The sequence below is a fragment of the Streptomyces sp. NPDC097619 genome, from assembly GCF_040302735.1.
Taxonomy (GTDB): domain Bacteria; phylum Actinomycetota; class Actinomycetes; order Streptomycetales; family Streptomycetaceae; genus Streptomyces.
Genome location: NZ_JBEOSD010000176.1, coordinates 1 through 15923 on the forward strand (window position 1 = coordinate 1; position 15923 = coordinate 15923).

Sequence of the window (15923 nt, forward strand, 5' to 3'; positions counted from 1 at the left end):
GCGCCCACCGGGGACTCCCCGCGAGACGTCCGGTGCGGCGCGCCGTGGGGGAGGTGCGCCGCACCGGACGGTCGAGAGGCCGGACGGCGGGGGCGTACGGGCGTACGGGGGAGCGCGGCAGCGCACGTTCTCGAAGATCAATTCGAGTGTGCGCCTGAAGGTGACGGGCGAATTCCAAGATCGCCGGATTGCTAGATTCCGGTTCGTGAACCCCAACACCCTTTCCCCCGCCCCTGTCCGCCTGCCCGCGGACTCCGGCGGTCCCGAGGATGAATCGTTTCGCCCGGTCCTCTTCGACGCGGCCGACCCCGGCACCGCCTCCGCCCTGGACCGACTGCGGGACTCCGGCCGGATCCGGGAGGTCCACGACAGCGTCGAGGAACAGCTGACGGAGCTGGTCACCTGCCTCGACCCCGGCACCGACCGCTCGGAGCGCGGCCTCGCCACCGCCAGCGAGGCGGCCCGCGCCGGACTGCCCGCCGATCGGTACGGCACCTGGGCCTGGTACCCGTGGTCCGGCCGCCTGGTCCGCGTGCTCCCGCGCGAGTCCTTCCGGCTGGTCCGCACCGACCGCAACCGCGACAAGATCACACGGGCCGAGCAGGCCGCGCTGCTGCACCGCCGCATCGGGGTCATCGGCCTCTCGGTGGGGGAGTGCGCCGCGCTCACCTGCGCCATGGAAGGAGTCGGCGGATCGTTTCGTCTCGCCGACTTCGACCGCCTCGGCCTGTCCAACCTCAACCGGCTGCGGGGCGGGGTCCACGAACTCGGCCAGGAGAAGGCGGTGCTCTGCGCCCGCCGCATGTACGAACTCGACCCCTACCTCGACGTCGAGGTGCACCGCCGGGGCGTCACCGAGGAGTCCGTGGCGGAGTTCTTCGCCGACGGCCTCGACCTCCTCGTCGAGGAGTGCGACACGCCGTGGGTGAAGGTGGCGGCCCGGGAACACGCCCGGCGCCGCCGGATCCCCGTCCTGATGGACGCGAACGACCGCGGCCTCCTCGACGTGGAGCGCTTCGACCTCGAACCGACCCGCCCGCTCTGCCACGGCCGGATCGGCACCACCACCTCCGCCGACGTGGCCGGACTCGACCGGGCGGCACAGATCCGCTTCCTCCTCGACATCGTCGACGAGGACGGCCTCAGCCCCGCCATGACCGACGCCCTCGGCCGGATCGGCACCAGCCTGTCCAGCTGGCCGCAGCTGGCCAGCGGGGTGATGCTCGGCGGCGCCCTCGTCACCGACGCCGCCCGCCGCATCCTGCTCGGCGGCCACCTGCCCTCCGGCCGCTACTACGTCGACCTCGACCGCCTGCTCGCCCCGGGCCGCTCCAGCGTTCCCGAGCCCGCCGCCGGAGCCGCCCGGTGAACCGTCTCCCCGACCTCCACGGCTCCCGCCTCTGGCTCCGCGAACTCCGCGTCTCCGACCACGGCGCCTACGAGCGGATCTTCACCCACCCCGTGCTCACCCGCTACCTCGGCGTGGACCGGCAGGACACCGACGAGGCCCACGACTCCTTCGTCCGCTGCCTGGCCCAGCCCTTCCTGCCGCCCCGCCGCCGCTACACCCTGGCCGTGTGCCCGCCCGGCGAGGACCGCATGGTGGGCACCATCGGCCTGCTCGTCGAGGAGTACGGCCGCAACGCCATGATCACCGGGCTGGTCCTGCTCCCCGACGCCCCCGTCCGCGGCCACGCCCACGAGGCCGGCCGCCTGCTGATGGCCCTCGCCTTCGGCAGCCTCGGGGTCCACCGGGTCTGGGCGGGCCACCGCTCCGACCACACCCGGATGTCAGCGGTCATGCGGGCTGCGGGGCTGCGCCCCGAGGCCACCCTGAGGGAACTGTTCCGCACCCAGGGCATCTGGCACGACGTCACCACGTACGCCGCCCTGGCCTCCGAGTGGAAGCAACAGGCCACCCCCACCGAGGCCGGCATCCTCGCAGGTGCACCCGCCCCCGCGGGCCGCTGACCCCGCCCGGCGCGCCCCGGCACCCGGGGCGCCGCCCGGCCCGCCCCGGACGACCCCCGCCCGGCCCCCCGACCGACGTGCTGACGGCCCCTCAGGTTCCCTGCACGGGGGTCGATTGTCAGCGAGTGACCGCACACTGGTCGCATGAAGACCAACGAGGAACGCGACGGCTCCGTAGACCCGTACGAGCTCCTGCGCCGCACGGACTGGGAATCCGTGCAGAACTGCCGCCCGGGCGTCGCGCCGGAGACGCCCGAGATCCTTCTGGGGCTCCTCGACGGCGACCCCCGCGTCCAGGGCGCGGCCCTCCGCAATCTGATCGAGGACGTGTGCCGGGAGGCCGTGCTCTCCAGCGCCGCCGCCCCCGCCGCACGGTACGTGGCGGCGGTGCTGCCCCACCCCGCGACGCGCACCCCCGTCACCGACCGCACCGCCGCCGAGGAGCGCGAGCACGGCCCGCGGGGCCGCTTCCCGCTCCGCCTCGGCCTCCTCGCGTGGCTGGGCGACACCGCCGCCGAAGCCGTGGTCCAGCAGTACACCGCCACGGGCGAACAGGCCGACGTGAACGCCTTCCTCAAGGCCGCCCCGGCCCTCTACGAGGCCGTCCGCCGCTTCCTCAAGGACCCCTCGCCGGAGATCCGGGAGGCCGCCCTCGGCGCCCTCCTGCCGCTCCTCACGCTGCCCGCCCTGTCCTGCGAGATCCCCGGCCTGCGCGCCCGGGTCCGGGAGCTGGCCGCGAGCGACGGCCCGCACCGCTGGCGTGCCGTGGACACCCTCGTCTACTGGGGGGAGGACCTCTCCGCGCTGCTGTGATCCGTCGCCGACCCGGCCGGCGGGGCGGGTGGGGACCTTCGTCCCCACCGGTCCCGACCAAAGACGGCGGTCGGTCCCGGGCCGGGTCCCTACGGTGGAGTCATGAGCGACCTGCGCATCCTCGACCTGGACCGTGACGCCCTGGCCGCCCTCCGCGGCCGGGACCTGACCCGTGCCGTGGCGGCCGCCGAAGGACGGACCGTGGTCGGCGAGGTCTTCGCCGAACGCGCCGCCCTGTCCCCGCACCCCGACGGCCGCGGCGTGCACAACGCCGAACTGGTCGCCGCCTTCGGCGCGGACATCATCGTCCTCAACCTCATCGAGCGCGCCTGGGACGGCGAACGCCTCCGCCTCCCGGGCCTCGGCGAGTTCACCTCCTTCACCGACCTGGCCCGGGTCATCGGCCGCCCCGTCGGCGTCAACCTGGAGCCCGGCGACGTACCGGAGATCCGCCGCGCCACCCCCGAGGGCGCCCGCCGGCTCGTCGACATGGGCGCCGCGATGCTGTGCATCACCGCCAACCCCGGAACCGGCGGCTCCTACGCGGGCATGGCCCGGGTCACCGCCGAACTCCGCGAGGCCCTCGGCGACGAAGCCGCCCTCTGGTCGGGGAAGATGCACCACGCCGGCCACCCCGAGCGGGTCACCACCGGAGCCCTCACCGCGCTCGTGGAGGCCGGGGCCGACGGCGTGGTCATGCCGCTCCCCGGCACCCTGCCCGGAGTCACCCGCGAACTGGCCGCCGAGGCGGTGGCCGCCGTCCAGGACGCGGGCGCGATCGTCATGGGCGCCATCGGCACCAGCCAGGAGGGCTCGCACACCGACGTGGCCCCGCACCTCGCCCTCACCGCCAAGGAATGCGGTTTCGACGCCCACCACTTCGGCGACTCCTACATCCCCGGCATGTGCGACCCCGAGCTGCTCTACGCCTACTCCGTCGCCCTCCGGGGCCGCCGGCACACCTGGAACCGCATGGCCCTCGGCGGCCGTCGCCCGCTCGACCCGGGCACCCCCGTCGCCGGCGCCTGGTGACCCCGGCACCGGCGACCCGGGGCGGGCGCCTGCCGCCCGGTACGGACCCGGTGGGCCCGGCCGGGCCCGTCAGTCCCGTCCGCCCGCACCCCCGTCCAGCGCCGTGATGACCGTGCCCGTCCGCAGTCGTGCGCTGAGCGCGGGCGGCGCGGTACCCGGAGCCCCCGCGGGAGCGGTCAGCGACCGTCCCGCCGCCCTGGCCCCGCCAGGCCCGGCCACCGTGATCTCCACGACCTCCCGGCTACCGGCCGCCAGCCGGTAGGAGCGACCCGACGGGCCCTTCCACACCGTGCCCGCCACCACGTGCTGCCCGAACCGCCCGCACGCCGCCGTGGACCGCACCCGCGCCACCGGAGCCGACGGCGCCCGCCCGGCACGCAGCCGCACCTCCACGTCACCGCGGCCGGACCAGTACGTGGCACGGGTACAGGACCACAGGGCCCGCCCCGCCCCCTCGGGCAGGTCCGTCTCCGCGAAGTCCCACAGGTTCACCGCGCGGACGGCCCGGCCGTCCACCTCGCGCAGGGCGCACAGCTCCCGCGCCCACCGCTCCCGGGCCACCGGCCCGGTGGCCTCGCGGGGCTGGCGCGCGGGCGGCGAACCCGCCCCGCCCGCCAGGGGCGTGTACGTCAGGTGCACCGGCAGCAGTCCGCCGAGGTCGGCCAGCAGGAAGGCGTGCTTCTCCACGATCCGCGCCGAGGAGGCCACCTCCAGGACCGGCAGCGCGGGCCGGTCCGCGCAGCCCGAGGCCGCGCCGGTGCCGATCCGCGCGGTGACGGTGCCGTCCGCCGCCGGCGTCAACGGCACGATGGCGGACGCGGGGTCGGCCAACTCGCGGACCCCGGCGGTCGCGATCCACGGCGCCAGCAACTGCCGCACCGATCCGCCGTCCCGCCACAGCACCACCGCGGCGGCCGTGGTGACGTTCGCGTCGTCGGTCCGGGCGAAGTCCAGGGTGGACCCCTGCCCGTCCCGCTCCTCGGTGTAGCGGACGATGCGGTCCCCATGGGCGAAGACCACCACGGTGGTCCCCGGCACCGGATCCCCCGCGTACAGCAACTGGGGTGATCCGGTGGGCGGTTCGGCGGTCACGGACGGGGCGACGGCCACCACGGTCCGCAGGGTGGGGGCGCCCCAGGTGGCCAGCGCCCGGGTGAGCAGGGCGCGGTCCCCGCTCCGGGCCCCGCGCGCGGGCCAGGCCGTGAAGTCCACCCGGCCGGTGTCGGACCAGTCCTGCGCGGGGACCCGCACGAGTCGGGCCGGATCCAGGGCGACGCGGGCCGCGGGCGTTCCCGCGTACGGCGCCGCCACCGCCTCCGTGTCCTCCCCGCCGGACCGGGTCAGGACCGTGCCCAGCACCAGGGCCGCCGCCACCAGCGCCCCGCCGGCCCGCAACCGGGCCCGGCGCACCAGCAGGTCGGTCGGCCGGGTGTGCACGTCCGAGGCCCGGAACACCGGCCGCTCGGTCGGGACGGGGGGCGGGTCCTCACCGGGCGGGCCCCCGTCGGGCGCCGTTCCCGTGCCGCCTGGCCCCGCCTCCGCGGGCTCCGCGGGGACCGTCCCGGCCGCCTCGGCCGCGCCCGGCACCGCCAGCCCGGCCCGCAACTCCTCCTCGGGCTCCGCCGCGCCCGCCAGCGCCAGCAGCCCCAGCGCCTCCTCCGGGGCCAGCCCGTCCAGGCGGCACAGCACGAAACCGGCACGGGCGAACGGGCCCAGACCGGCCAGGGCGCGCGCCGTGTCGTCCAGCTCCTCCGCCACCGGCCACATCCGCAGGCCCCACACCCAGGGCGGCACCACCAGCCTTCCCCGCCGGGCGGCCAGTCGTACCACCTCGGCCCGCACCGCCCGGGTCGGCTCGGCGCCCCGACCAACCTCGCGGGCCGCGCCGCCCAGCGACCGCTGGACCGCGCGGTGCGCGCGCAGTACCCGTGTGTGCCGGTCCAGCCCGTCCGCGAGCGTCAGATACGCCAGGCGCACCAACTGCGGGTAGCGCTCGACGATGACCGCCTCGACCCGTCGCACCGGCTCACCGGTGCGACGCGGCGGGGTCCCGGATCCGTTTCCGTCTCCCGTGCTCTCTCCCACACAGCGGACAACGAAGCGATCATGGGATGGTCACACCCGACCGGGCGGACGGACCGGCGCGCGCCCCTTTCGCACCCCGTCCGCCCCGGGGCGGAGACGGTCCGGCGGCGGGTCACCCTCAGGGAGGAGCGCGGGCCCCGGCGAATCCTCATCCGGGCGCACGAGTCCGCCCTCCCGGGCGGCCAGGATGGCGGTATGGCAGAAGACCTCGGAACCCTGGCCCGGCGGACCGCCGACCACCTCGCGCGGAACCGGACCGGCGTGGTGGTCGCCGCCGTCGCCGGGGACGCCGTCGAGATCCGCGGCGCCGGGCGGACCGGCGCGGAGGGCACCGGCGCGCCCGGCGCGGACACCCTCTTCGAGATCGGCTCCGTCACCAAGGTGTTCACGGCCCTCACCCTGGCCCGCCTGACCGTCGAGGGGGCCGTCGGCCTCGACGATCCGCTCGCGGCCCTGCTCCCCGCCGGGTCCTCCGTACCCTCCCGCGGTGGCGAGCCGATCACCCTCCGCCACCTCGCCACGCACACCTCCGGCCTGCCCCGCCTCCCCAAGGGCATGCTGCTCAAGGCCCTGCTGCGGCCCACCACCCCCGATCCGTACGCCGACTGCACGGCCGAGCGGCTGCTGGACGGCCTCGCCCGGACCCGCCTGGGCGCGGTCCCCGGGCGTCGCTTCCGCTACTCGAACCTGGGAGCCGGACTCCTGGGCCTCGGCCTGGCCCGCCGGGCCGGCACCCCTTACGGAGACCTCGTCCGGCAGGTGGTCTGCGACCCGTTGGGGATGGCGGACACGGTGGTGGAGGCCGACGGGGACCGCGCGGCGCGGCTCGCCGTCGGTCACGACCGGCGGGGCCGCCCGGTGGCGCCGTGGCGGCTCGCCGACCTGGCGGGGGCGGGCGCCCTCCGCGGTACCGCCGCCGACCTGGTGTCCTTCGTCCGGGCGCAGTACGGTCCGGCCCCCGCCGGTCTGGCGGAGGCGGTGGCCCTGACGCGCGCGGGCCGGCACCGTACCGGTCCCGTCTCCTGGGCCCACCTGGGGTGGATGGGGCACCGGCTGCACCCGCGCCAGGGCGGGCACACCCAGATCTGGCACAACGGCGGGACGGGCGGCTTCTCCTCCTTCGTGGGCTTCGGTCCCGAGGAGCGGGTGGCCGTCGTCGTGCTGTCCAACACCCAACGGCCCGTGGACACCCCGGCCTTCGCCCTGCTGAAGGCGCTCCAGCGGGACCCGGCCCACGCCGCACCGGCCACCGGCGCGGCCGCCTGACCGCACCGGTGCCGGCATCCCGCGCACCGGGTCAGCTGCCGGGGACGGTGTCCTTGAAGCGGGTGCCCGCGGCCCGCAGCGCGGCCACCTCCGAGGCCACCTGGGCGGGGGTCTTCACCTGGTCCTTCACGAAGTACACCCAGTCCACCTGCTGGTCGTAGGAGCGCGGGATGTTCGAGGTCTGACCGACCAGGTCGATCAGCCAGTGGTTGAAGTCGATGAACTGCGGGGTCTCGGGCAGGTACGGCTCCCCGTGCGTGGCGACGACCTGACCGTCCACGGAGTAGGTCACCGACGTGCCGTCGATGGTGAACTGCAGGTCGTGCCAGCCGTCGTGGGAGGAACGCTGCTCGCCGTGGGTGTTGACGGCGTTCCACGGGTCGGGGTTGTAGGTCTCCCAGGTGGTCTCGTACATGATGTTCGAGGGCTCGCCCCAGCCGCCGTTGGGCAGGTACTCGAAGTCCTGCTCGCTGTAGTCGGGGTCCATCGGGGCGTTGAGCGGGGTGAAGGCGAAGAAGGTCTGCACCACGTGGTCCCCGTCGGGCCCGCCGGTGGGGGTGTCGTCGAAGCGGACCCGGGCCGCGTAGGTGCCGTTCTTGAACTTCCTCGCCGTGGTCTGGAGTTCGGTCTCCTTGGTGCCGGCCGCGGTGCCGTCGGTGGTCAGTCGGAGGTTCATGACGGTGTTGCCGCCGGAGGAGGGGAAGGTGACGTCCTGCGGGGACCAGGTGGCGCCCGGCACCCCGGGTCCGCCCTGACCGGACTTGACGGTCCAGCCGTTGCCGGACAGGGCCGGGTCGGCGTGCGAGGTGTACGAGAAGTCGTCGAAGAGGACCTTGGCGTCCCCGGGCGGGGTGGTGGGGGGCGTGGTCGGGGGAGTGGTGGGCGGGGTGGTGGGCTCGCTGCCGGCCGGGGCCGTCCCCCACAGCAGGGTCCCCGCGGAGCGAAGGGTGATCCGGTCCCAGTCGCCGTACGTGCTCCGGGCCGGTCCGAAGGAGTAGTCGTCGGACTGGGTGAGGGTCTGCCAGTCGGCGCGGTGGAAGCGCAACTGCATGTCCCCGGTGCTCTGGCCGGGCGCCAGGGAGCCCGCCCCCGAGGTGAAGCCGATCTCCAGGTACCGGTCGGCGGTGGCGGTGGGCTGCGCGAGCGTCCCGAAGGTGCCCGTGATGTGGGCGCAGCCCTTCACCGCCCAGGAGCAGGCGAACCGGTAGTCCAGGGCGGGGCCGTCGGCCTTGAAGTAGTAGCGCAGCTTGACCTGGCTCAACGGCACCGTGGTGGAGCCGGTGTTGGTGACCTTGAGCCAGGGTTCCACCTGGTCGGCGGTGGCTCCGGGGGCGCTGGTGCGGTACTGCACGCTGAGGGAGTCGGCGGCGGCGGAGGCGGGGGCGGCGAGCAGCCCGGCGGCCGCGGTGCCGGCGACGAGGGCGCAGGCGGCGGCGAGGCCGATGCGGGTGGTGCGGTGGGGGCGGACGGACACGGGAGTTCCTTTCGGTGGGGGTCGGAACGGGCCTGTGCGGAAGGGGGCGGGCGTGGGCCGGGGTACGGCTGGGCAGGCCCGCCGGAGCGGGGAGCCCGGTGGTGCCCGGTCGATCAGGCGCCCGGGCCGGGCGTGGTGACGCCCAGGGCGGCCAGCCGGGGGCGGTGGGCGGCGAGGGCGGGGAGGAAGTCCCGCCGGTACTCGCCCGTCGGGTTCCAGGCGCGGTCGGCGAGGGCGCAGAGCCGGGGCCACAGCAGCCGGTCGTAGTGCCCGCCCGTGGTGACGTACTCGGTCCACAGCTGCGCCTGGGTGCCCAGGACGCGCCCGGCCTCCTCGGCGGGCCAGTCGGCGGGGGCCGGGTCGGTGCTCCAGACGGCGGGCAGGTCCACCACGGCGCCGGCCTGGCCGGGGGGTTCGCCGTGCCGGTCGGTCTGCGGGTAGTCGAGGTAGGTGGTGCGGTGCGGGGCCATGACCACGGGGTGGCCGCGGCGGGCCGCGGTGAGTCCGTGCCCCGCGTCCCGCCACGCCATGAGGGTGAACTCGGTGGGGAGCGTGCCCGCCTCCTCCTCGGCCCAGCAGATCGGACGGCGGCCCGCGGCCAGCAGGTGCTCGCCCATCCGGCCCAGGAACCAGGTCCGCAGCCGGCGGGCCGAGGGCAGCCCCAGGGCGGCGGCCCGGGACCGGGAGTCCGGATCCTCCTCCCACTGGACGGTGGGGCACTCGTCGCCGCCGAGGTGCACGTACGGGGAGGGGAAGAGCTCCATGGTCTCGTCGAGCACGGTGCGGAAGAAGTCGAGGACGGGCTCGTGCGTGCCGAGCACCCGTTCGGAGACTCCCCAGTCCGTCCACACGCCGTCCGGGCGGGCGGAGCCGACGCCCAGGTGCGGATAGGCGGCGAGGGCGGCGCCCACGTGTCCGGGCATCTCGATCTCGGGGAGCACGGTGACGCCGCGCTCGGCGGCGTGGCGGACCAGCAGCCGCAGTTCGGCCTTGGTGTAGGCCCCGCCGTGCGGCCGTTCGTCCCAGGTGCCGTCCTCGGCCGGACCGAGCCGGGTCCGGTCCCGGACCGCGCCGACCGTGGTGAGCCGGGGGTACGCGTCCACGGGGAGGCGCCAGCCCTGGTCGTCGGTGAGGTGCAGGTGCAGGACGTTCAGCTTGTGCAGGGCGATCCGGTCCACGGTGCGCAGCAGCCGGTCCAGGGGCTGGAAGTGACGGGCGGTGTCCACCATGAGTCCGCGCCAGGCGTGCCGGGGTCGGTCGAGGAGGTCCACGCCGGGCAGGGTCCAGGCGGTGCCGGGCGCGGGCCGGTCGCCGAGGGCTTCGGCGGGCAGCAGCTGCCGCAGCGACTGGACGGCGTGCCGGAGCCCGGCGGGTTCCGCGGCGAGGAGCCGGACCCGGTCGGGGAGCACCGTCAGCCGGTACCCCTCGGGTCCGAGGGCGTCGTGCTCGGCCGGATCCAGGACGAGGAGGACCGCCCCGTCGGGGGAGTCGGGGAGGGGCAGGCCGGTGGCGGGTGCGAGGAGCGTGCGGAGCAGCCCGGCCACGGGTGCGGTACCGGGTCCGGGCCGCAGGGCGGTGTCCTCGGTGAGGGTGAACGACCCGGGGAGCGGGATCGACCGCAGCGGACGCGGCAGCAGCTCCGGGAGCTCCCCGCGGGCCGTGATCCGGGCGGGTGCCGGCGCGGGCGCCTGCGGTCTCGGGCTGACCGTGCTCACGGGGTCTCCTCCTCCGCCGCCCGGGAGGCCGGAGCGGGCGCGACTGACGGTGCGGGGACGGGTGCCGGGACGGCGGGGGCGACCGGAGCACCGGACGACCGGCGGCGGCCGGAAACCCCGTCGCACGCTGACCAGTTCGGGAAACTGGTCAGCAACTGGTAAGGAAAGTGGCACAGGCCGGAGAGCCGGTCAACCCCTCGGACCTGCCCGGCGAGCGGGTCAACACCCCAGCTGTGCACGGCTGTAGAGGATCCGGCGGAGCCGCCTGCGGCCCGTCCGCGCACTGGTAACATCCGGGAGCTGGTCTGGTCGTCCGGCCCTGCCCCCCCCGTCCGCGCGGGCACGGCACCGGACGACCGCCGACGACACGCTGACGACACGGGGGTGCCGGGATGACGGAGACAGCGGGTGCGCGGCCGGTGGGTCCGGGCACGGCTCGGGGCCCGGTCGCGAAGCGCCTCTGGGTACGCGACCACCTGCGCGGCCTGGCGGAGTCCGCCGCGCCGGGCGCCGCCCTCCCCTCCGAACGCGCCCTCTGCGCGCAGCTCGGCGTCTCCCGCCCCACCGTGCGGGCCGCCGTGGACGAGCTGGTCGCCGCGGGACTGGTCGTCCGCGAACACGGCCGCGGCATGTTCGCCGCCCGCGCCAAGATCACCCAGGAGTTGTCGCCCGCCGGCGCGGAGTCCGGCTTCAGCCTTCCGCGCGCCCAGGGCAGCTGGGCGGGCCGGGTCCTGGAGTTCGCGGTGCTCCCGGCGGGCGAGGCCGTCGGCCGCAGGCTGCGCCTGGCCCCGTCCGCCCCGATCGTCTACATCGCCCGGCTGCGCCTGGTCGACGGGGAGCCGATGGCGATCGAGTACCTGCACGTTCCGGAGGAGCGGGTCCCCGGGCTGGTCGCGGCCGACATGGAGAGCGGGGACTTCTACGAGCTGCTGCGCACCCGCCACGGCACGGTGGTGCACGAGGCCGTGCAGGCCATCGAGCCCACCGTGCTGGGGGAGCGCGAGGCCCGGCTGCTGGGCGTGCCCGCGCACTCCGCCGCCCTGCGCTTCGAGCGCCTGACCACCGACCGCGCGGGCCGGCCCGCCGAGTACGTGCACTCCCTGTACCGGGGCGACCGCTACCGGATCGTGTCCCGGATCCGCCTCGGCGACCCGGACCCGGCCGCCGACGGCGTCCGCCACCATCCGGGCATTCCCCCCGGTGACCTGCCCGCCCCCGGCACGGGACGCTCGGTGACCACCGGGGACGTCCAGCCCGTGCTGTGAGCCGGGGAGGTCAGGGGCCGATCAGGAGCAGGGACAGCCACAGGGCCGCGGTCGAGGCCAGGAGGGCGGCGGGCACCGTGAGGAGGCCGAGCCGGGTGAACTCCCGCAGCTCGACCTCGTGGCCGTGGCCGTGCACGATGCGGCGCCACAACAGGGTGGCGAGGGAGCCGGCGTAGGTGAGGTTGGGGCCGATGTTCACGCCCAACAGCACGGCCAGGACGGCGCCCGGGCCCGCCGGGGCGGCGAGCGGGACCAGGGCCAGGACGGCCGGCAGGTTGTTGATCAGGTTCGCGAGCAGGGCCGCCACCGCCGCCGTGCCGAGCAGGGCGAGGAAGGTTCCGCCCTCGGGCAGCAGCCCGTCGAGGGCGGTGCCCAGACCGTTGTCGACGACCGCCCGGACCACGATGCCCAGGGCGAGGACGAAGGCCAGGAACGGCACCGAAGCGGCCCCGACCAGCGCCACCGGGGTGGTGTGACGGCGGGCCAGGGCACGTACCGCCAGCACCGCCGCACCGGCGGTGGCCGCCCAGGCCGGATCGATCCCGAGGGCGGAGGCCACGGCGAAACCAGCCAGTGTGGCCGCGACCGTCACCAGCGGGAACAGCGGCACCTCCACCGGCTCCTCCGCGACACCGGTGGTGTCGGGGTCGGGTGCCCGGCGCAGGTCGGCCGCGAAGAAGCGGCGGAACACCGCGTACTCCACCGCGATCGCCGCCAGCCAGGGCAGCAGCATCAACCCGGCGAACCGGGTGAAGCTCAGCCCCGAGGCGGTGAAGGCGAGCAGGTTGGTGAGGTTGGACACCGGCAGCAGCAGCGAGGCCGAGTTCGACAGGTGGGCGCTCGCGTACGCGTGCGGGGCCGGGCGCACCCCCATCCGGGCGGCCGTCGCGAACACCACCGGGGTCAGCAGCACCACCGTCGCGTCCAGGCTCAGCACGGCCGTGATCAGCGAGGCCAGCGCGAATACCGCGCCGAGGAGCCGCTGCGGCCGTCGCCGCGCCCAGTGCGCCATCCACGTGCCGCAGGCGTGGAAGAGGCCCTCGTCGTCGCAGAGCTTGGCCAGCACCAGGACGGCCGCGAGGAACCAGATCACCGGCCCGAGCCGCCCCGCCTCGTCGACGACCTCCGCCGGGCCCACCGCCCCGCAGAGGAGCACCACCCCCGCGGCGGGCACGGCGAACACGGCCTCCGGGAGACCACGGGGACGGACGACGGCACAGATCAGGACCACGGCCAGCGCGGCCACGGACACCACTTCGACGAGCATGGCCCCGATCATCGCCGTTCCCCCCGTCCCCCCTCCAGCCGGGGTCCACGAGCGTGGCCGGACGTCCCACCGGGGCGGGGCGGCGGCGGGGCCGGGCCCCGCCGGCTCAGCCGGGCCCGTCGGCGGCCTCCGCGACCAGCTCCCGGATCCGGGCGAACAGCTCCGGATGGCCGGAGGCGTCGGCCCGCTCCGGATCGGCGGCCTCGCGCAGCGGCTTCAGCAGGTCGCCGACGGCCTCGGCGTGCCGCGCCGTTCCCGGCGTGAGCCCCCGGAGCCCGGCGAGCGCGTGCCGGAGCGCCCGGGGCCAGGCCATGGAGACGGGCGCTCCGGGCCGCAGCCCGAGGCGCTCCTCGTCGACCCGGGCCCGGGCATCGGCCAGCCGGGCGTACGGCGAACGGTCCGCGAGCTCCTGGAGGTCGGGGACCGCCGCGAGTCGCGTGGCCAGGTCCACGGCCCGTTCGGCCCGCTCGGGGGCGGGGGCGTCCGCGGCGCGGCGGCCGCGCAGCCGTCGCGCCCGGGTCACCCGCTCGGCCTGGGTGCCGCCGGCGTGCGCGGCGGCCGGAGAGCCGCCGGTGAGCTGGAGGTACCGCCGTTCGGCGGCCTGGCGGCTGCCCAGCTCCAGCGCTCCCGCCAGCCGCTGCCAGGTGACGCCCCGGTGCCGCGCGGCGGCGATGAACCGGGCCTCGTCCTCGACCAGCTTCTCGCGGAGCTTCCGGATCACGAGGAGGGCGGCGAGGAGGTCCTCGACCGGCACCTTGTCGAGGGCGGCGTGCTCGACGGCCCGCTGCACCGCGTCGTACCGCTCGGCCACCTCGGCGAGCCGTGGGCCGGACGGGCGCAGCCCGTGTTCCCTCGCGAGCTCCCCCTGCCAGCTGTCCGGCGGCGGCGCGGTCGGCGAGGTGAACCGCAACCAGGCGCCCCGCCGCGCCCCTCCCACGGGCGCGCGGTCCGGGTGCGGCGGTGTCGCGGTTTCCGCGTCCCGGGTCGCGGGGCGGGGGAGCCCTTTCCGTGTCGTCTCCGCGTTGACCGTTTCTGTCGTCTTTTCCATGACGGGGTATGTCATGGGGAGGACGACATCATCTGTCGTCCCGAGGATGACATTTTCGCTTTCCTCGCTCATTCCTCTCCCCCCGCGATATGGCGACCGCCTTCTTCGGGGCGGTCCGATTCCCGTCGGCGCCGGGCGCGCCGCAGGAGGGCCACGGTCAGCAACAGGAGGGCGCCGCCGAGGAACTCGGCACCGGCCTCCCGGGCCAGGTCTACGAACATGCAGGTCAGCAGGGTGAGATCGAGTCCCCTGCCTGCCCCCTCACGCCAACTCGTCGGGTCCGAATCGTCCGGACGCGGTCACGTCGAGCGCATCGCGGGATGCCTCGTGGTCGCCCCGGGCGGGTCGGTGGCGCCGGTGCCGCGCCACGTCGGACCAGTCTCGGGCACGTATTCAAGATCGGCTGCCAAAAGAGCCCCCGGGATGGGAATCGCCAGGGATCGCCATGGAGTGATATCGAATGGTGGAGGAATTTTTCCGTGTTCTTTCGAAAATATTCTCGCGCGGCCCGATCCGCTGCCGGGCAGTGTGCGTGGACCCGGCTCCGTCGCGGTGGCGCGCCGGAACCCCTGGCCCTGCCGCCCGCGGTCCCGTGACGGGCCTTCGGGATCATGGAGGAATGAGATCCGAGACCGCCTATCACGGGGCCATGGGCGAGGAGTTCGCCGCGCAGGCCACCGACAGCACGTACAACGCCCACACCGACCGACCGGCGGTGCTCGGGCTCGCCGGGGACGTGGCCGGACTGGAGGTCCTGGACCTCGGCTGCGGCGGTGGGCACTACGCCGCCGAGCTCCTCGCGCGCGGGGCCGCCTCCGTCACCGGAGTGGACGGCAGCGAGAGCCTGCTCGCCGTGGCGCGCGAGCGACTGGGTCCGGCCGTCGCCCTGCACCACCACGACCTGGAACGACCCCTCGATTTCCTCCCCGAGGGAGCCTTCGACCTGGCCGTCCTCGCCCTCGTCTACCACCACGTCGAGGCCCGGGACCACCTGCTCGCCGAGGTGCGGCGGGTGCTGAGGCCGGGCGGGACCCTGCTCGTGTCCACCTCGCACCCGACGGGGGACTGGGCCCACTTCGGCGGTTCCTACTTCGACGAGGACCGGGTCAGCCTGCCCTTCGGGCAGGGCCACGCGCTCACCTTCCGCCGGCTGACGCTGGAGACCTTCATCGGGGAGCTGCTCGCCGCCGGCTTCCTGTTGGAGGCGCTGGTGGAGCCGCGCGCCGTCGAAGCGGGCCGCCGGGTGGACCCCCGACGGCACGCGAAGAGCCACGAGAAGCCGATGTTCCTCGCGGTGCGGCTGCGCCGCCCGTAGCGGCAGTGGGGGCGGGTCAGGGGAGGGGGCGGGTGAGCCAGGCGACCTCGCCGTTCGGCTCCCGCGTCACGCGGTCCCGGGTGAACTCCAGCTTCTCCAGGACGCGGAGCGAGGGGGCGTTCCAGGTGCCCACGGTGGACCACAGGCGGGTCCGACCCGTGGCCGCGGCGGCGCCGAGCACGGCGGCCGCGGCCTCCGTGGCGTAGCCCCGACCGTGCGCGTGCCGGAACAGCTCGTAGGCGATCTCGGGCTCGTCCAGGGTGGCCCGCCCGATGATCAGTCCGCAGTAGCCGATGACGTCCCCCTCCGCTCTGCGCAGGATGGGGAGGAGGGCGATCCCCGTGGTCGCGGTGGCGTCGAGCAGCTCCGTGATGGCGGTGCGGATCCGCTCGACCTCGCGGGGTTCACCGTCCCGTTCGGCCAGCAGCTCCGCGAACCAGGAGGCGTCCGAGGGGTCCCAGGGGCGCAGCAGCAGCCGCTCGGTCTCCAGGTGGAAGGGCATCGTCTCGTAGTCGGGCATGCGCCCACTCTGCCGCACCGATGATCATGGCCGCCCGGAGGGGTCCCGGTCCGAGAACGCCCCCCCCACCGTGGACCTCGCCGCCAACGCGGCCTCCCTCGGCCTCCGGGTCCTCCGCGCCCACACCGTCGGTGACCTGCGAGAAGCCCTCG

Annotated in this window: 14 protein-coding genes; 7 read left to right on the forward strand and 7 right to left on the reverse strand. The window is 75.5% G+C overall.

From position 1 onward, the window contains the following. The first annotated feature begins 205 nt into the window (after positions 1–205). The 4 genes from ABTZ17_RS31695 to ABTZ17_RS31710 all read left to right on the forward strand — a co-directional run bounded on the left by ABTZ17_RS31695 (position 206) and on the right by ABTZ17_RS31710 (position 3816). A complete protein-coding gene (locus ABTZ17_RS31695; protein WP_352199234.1) occupies positions 206–1369 on the forward strand; it encodes a ThiF family adenylyltransferase in 1164 nt (387 codons plus the stop codon). Next, complete coding sequence (locus ABTZ17_RS31700) at positions 1366–1971, forward strand: GNAT family N-acetyltransferase (RefSeq protein WP_352199235.1); 606 nt, start codon at positions 1366–1368, stop codon at positions 1969–1971. Before ABTZ17_RS31695 ends, ABTZ17_RS31700 begins: the two co-directional genes overlap by 4 nt. Positions 1972–2115: 144 nt before the next feature. Continuing rightward, the gene (locus tag ABTZ17_RS31705; RefSeq protein ID WP_352199236.1) at positions 2116–2784 is read left to right on the forward strand and encodes a hypothetical protein; all 669 of its coding nucleotides are present in this window, start codon (positions 2116–2118) and stop codon (positions 2782–2784) included. Between the two features lie 102 nt (positions 2785–2886). After that, the gene (locus ABTZ17_RS31710) at positions 2887–3816 is read left to right on the forward strand and encodes a DUF7916 family protein (RefSeq protein WP_352199237.1); all 930 of its coding nucleotides are present in this window, start codon (positions 2887–2889) and stop codon (positions 3814–3816) included. 69 nt (positions 3817–3885) lie between these two features. Here the strand turns inward: ABTZ17_RS31710 and ABTZ17_RS31715 are convergent, their stop codons facing one another. Then, positions 3886–5838 (reverse strand): hypothetical protein, encoded by a 1953-nt coding sequence (locus ABTZ17_RS31715; protein ID WP_352199238.1) that lies wholly within the window; start codon positions 5836–5838, stop codon positions 3886–3888. Between the two features lie 258 nt (positions 5839–6096). On the opposite strand from ABTZ17_RS31715, the gene ABTZ17_RS31720 reads away from it, so the two are divergent. Further along, positions 6097–7167, forward strand: a complete 1071-nt coding sequence (locus ABTZ17_RS31720) for a serine hydrolase domain-containing protein (RefSeq protein WP_352199239.1) — start codon at positions 6097–6099, stop codon at positions 7165–7167. Positions 7168–7198: 31 nt separating this feature from the next. Here the strand turns inward: ABTZ17_RS31720 and ABTZ17_RS31725 are convergent, their stop codons facing one another. Both ABTZ17_RS31725 and ABTZ17_RS31730 read right to left on the reverse strand, forming a co-directional pair. Further along, entirely contained in the window at positions 7199–8641 is a 1443-nt protein-coding gene (locus tag ABTZ17_RS31725) for a cellulose binding domain-containing protein (protein ID WP_352199240.1), read from the reverse strand. 113 nt (positions 8642–8754) lie between these two features. After that, positions 8755–10356: a beta-N-acetylhexosaminidase gene (locus ABTZ17_RS31730; protein ID WP_502994932.1), complete on the reverse strand. Its 1602-nt coding sequence runs from the start codon at positions 10354–10356 to the stop codon at positions 8755–8757. Between the two features lie 392 nt (positions 10357–10748). On the opposite strand from ABTZ17_RS31730, the gene ABTZ17_RS31735 reads away from it, so the two are divergent. Further along, positions 10749–11621 (forward strand): GntR family transcriptional regulator, encoded by an 873-nt coding sequence (locus ABTZ17_RS31735; RefSeq protein WP_352199241.1) that lies wholly within the window; start codon positions 10749–10751, stop codon positions 11619–11621. A gap of 10 nt (positions 11622–11631) precedes the next feature. Here ABTZ17_RS31735 and ABTZ17_RS31740 read toward each other — a convergent pair whose 3' ends face one another. The 3 genes from ABTZ17_RS31740 to ABTZ17_RS31750 form a co-directional block, all read right to left on the reverse strand. Then, a complete protein-coding gene (locus ABTZ17_RS31740) occupies positions 11632–12888 on the reverse strand; it encodes an SLC13 family permease (protein WP_352199242.1) in 1257 nt (418 codons plus the stop codon). A gap of 106 nt (positions 12889–12994) precedes the next feature. Then, the gene (locus ABTZ17_RS31745) at positions 12995–13825 is read right to left on the reverse strand and encodes a hypothetical protein (RefSeq protein ID WP_352199243.1); all 831 of its coding nucleotides are present in this window, start codon (positions 13823–13825) and stop codon (positions 12995–12997) included. A 179-nt stretch (positions 13826–14004) separates the two neighbouring features. Further along, positions 14005–14157 (reverse strand): hypothetical protein, encoded by a 153-nt coding sequence (locus ABTZ17_RS31750; RefSeq protein ID WP_352199244.1) that lies wholly within the window; start codon positions 14155–14157, stop codon positions 14005–14007. A gap of 398 nt (positions 14158–14555) precedes the next feature. Here ABTZ17_RS31750 and ABTZ17_RS31755 point away from each other — a divergent pair, with 398 nt between their 5' ends. Beyond that, positions 14556–15251, forward strand: coding sequence for a class I SAM-dependent methyltransferase (locus tag ABTZ17_RS31755; protein WP_352199245.1), 696 nt, complete (start codon positions 14556–14558; stop codon positions 15249–15251). A gap of 16 nt (positions 15252–15267) precedes the next feature. On the opposite strand, the gene ABTZ17_RS31760 is transcribed toward ABTZ17_RS31755, so the two are convergent. After that, positions 15268–15771, reverse strand: a complete 504-nt coding sequence (locus tag ABTZ17_RS31760) for a GNAT family N-acetyltransferase (protein WP_352199246.1) — start codon at positions 15769–15771, stop codon at positions 15268–15270. Positions 15772–15923: the final 152 nt, after the last annotated feature.